Origin of the sequence: Paractinoplanes durhamensis (assembly GCF_016862175.1) — a bacterium.
Classification (GTDB): Bacteria; Actinomycetota; Actinomycetes; order Mycobacteriales; family Micromonosporaceae; genus Actinoplanes; species Actinoplanes durhamensis.
On sequence record NZ_BOML01000095.1, the window covers coordinates 1 to 2,074 of the forward strand.

Here is a 2,074-nt window from a genome sequence, read left to right on the forward strand (position 1 = left end):
CCGAGGACCGCCGACATCCCGGAAGCTGGGGCCTCACCCCCGCACCCAAACGCCAAGAACCAGGAAACCGGGCTCACGTCGCACGCCCAACGCCCCGACATCAAGAAAAACCAAACCCTGGCCCCGCTGCGCAGACCCCGCTATCAAGGAAATCGGGCCAGCTGGCCCGCCTCACGCCGACATACGGCCACGGCCCTGCCGCCTGATTGACCACGAATGCGGCTTCCCGCAAGACACTCGGCAACCCGGCACGTCCCATCAGGCGACATATCGTCTGCAGACGGCATCAATCCGACGCAGCAACCAGCTGAACATTGACAGGATCCAAGGCCAGTCGTCCACAATGCGGACGGCCGAGGGTTGCGCCGACACTACCGCCGGGGTGTCCCGTGCTCCGCTGCGCAAGATGGTCCCGGCCCACCAAGAACGGACCAGCTCATCCCCCGCCCTCCGCCTCTGAGCGCAGATGCACTTTGCGAGCAGGGCAGAGGCGGAGCGATCGCCGACCGGCATGCATTTCCGAACTGCCACCGACCCGGGCCAGGCGCGGCACAGCTCTCGTTGGCCCGGGCCGACACACGGTCTCGTTGGCCCGGGCCGGAAGCGGGGTCAGCCCTCGGCGGCCAGGTGGCTTCGTTCGCCCTCGTGGTCGAGGATCGTCAGGATCTCGGCCGGGCCGCCGTGGGCGCCGAAGGCGTGCGGGGTCATCGTGGAGAACTCGGCGGCCTCATTCGGGCCGACCAGGATCGTGCGGTCGCCCAGGCGCAGCTCGATCGTGCCGGAGAGCACGGTGAACCAGTCGCGGCCCGGGTGCACGCGCAGGTCGGCCGGCACCGCGCGGGTGATCCGCATCTTTGCGACGGTCTGGCCGCTGTCGCGGGACAGCAGCCAGGTGGTGATGCCGCGGGCCTCGTTGTGGTGCGGGCGGATCACCACGTCGTCGTCGGCATCCGACTCGACCAGCTGGTCGAGGGTGGTGCCGAGGGCCCGGGCGATCGCGGTCATCTGGTCGAGCGCGATCCGCCGGTGGCCGGTCTCGATCCGGCTGAGCGTGGACGGGCTGAGCAGACAGCGGGCCGCCAGCTCGTCGAGCGACCAGCCGCGGGCCACCCGCAGACCCCGGATGCGCTGCCGGACAAGGGTCTCCACATCGGCGTCTTGCTTCATGCGCAATACACTATGCCATTCGAGCAAGGTGCGGCTACCGTTGGCGCATGGCACACGACCACTTGATCGAGATGCTCGACCTGGACGCCGAGGTCCTGCACGACTACCACCGCGACCTGATCGCCTGGGCCGGCCGGGAAGCCGCCGACCACCCCCGCATCGTCGACCTCGGGGCCGGCAGCGGCACCGGTTCCCTCTCGCTGGCCCGCGAGTTGCCCGATGCCCAGGTCACCGCGGTCGACGTGTCCCCGGAGATGCTGGCCCACCTGCGCTCCCGCGCCGAGGCGGCCGGCCTGTCCGACCGGATCCGCACCGTCGAGGCCGACCTCGACCAGCCGTGGCCCGACCTCGGCCCGGCCGACGTGATCTGGGCGTCGGCCTCGATGCACCACATGGCCGACCCCGGGCGGGCGCTCGCATCGGCGTTCGGCGCGCTGCAGCCGGGCGGCCTGCTGGTGATCGCCGAGCTGGAGTCGTTCCCGCGCTTCCTGGCCGGCACCCCCGACGAGGAGGTCGAGCTGCGCGGCCACGACGCGGCGGCGAAGCGCCGGCACGAGGCCGGCCTGCACATGCACGAGAACTGGGGCGACCGGATCGCCCAGGCCGGCTTCACCGAGGTGACCGAGCGACACTTCGACATCGACCTGCGCCCGCCACTGCCGGCGGCCGCCACCCGCTACGCCAAGGTCACCCTCCACCGCATGGCCCACGGCCTGGCCGACCGCCTGTCCCCCACCGACCTGGCCGACCTGGAAAAGGTCATCACCACCCTCCCCACCCGAGCCGACCTGAGCATCCGCACCGAGCGAACCGTCTGGCTGGCCCGCCGCTGACGCCCAAGCAGGCAGACCCGCCGAGGCCGCACCTGGCCGGCTCGCCCAGGCACCACTTGGCCGGCTCGCCCAGG

At 71.2% G+C, this 2,074-nt stretch carries 2 protein-coding genes; one reads left to right on the top strand and one right to left on the bottom strand.

The window, feature by feature from the left end; all coding sequences use genetic code 11:
• Window positions 1-609: 609 nt before the first annotated feature.
• Window positions 610-1,167 (bottom strand): helix-turn-helix transcriptional regulator, encoded by a 558-nt coding sequence (locus Adu01nite_RS46300; RefSeq protein ID WP_203735798.1) that lies wholly within the window; start codon window positions 1,165-1,167, stop codon window positions 610-612.
• 47 nt (window positions 1,168-1,214) lie between these two features.
• Between Adu01nite_RS46300 and Adu01nite_RS46305 the strand changes: the two genes are divergently transcribed.
• Window positions 1,215-2,000 (top strand): class I SAM-dependent methyltransferase, encoded by a 786-nt coding sequence (locus Adu01nite_RS46305; protein WP_203735799.1) that lies wholly within the window; start codon window positions 1,215-1,217, stop codon window positions 1,998-2,000.
• The last annotated feature ends 74 nt before the right edge of the window (window positions 2,001-2,074 follow it).

Bases quoted from the DNA above. Each gene is read 5' to 3' on its own strand.
- Adu01nite_RS46300 (WP_203735798.1), bottom strand. From the start codon at position 1,167: ATGAAGCAAGACGCCGATGTGGAGACCCTTGTCCGGCAGCGCATCCGG.
- Adu01nite_RS46305 (WP_203735799.1), top strand. From the start codon at position 1,215: ATGGCACACGACCACTTGATCGAGATGCTCGACCTGGACGCCGAGGTC.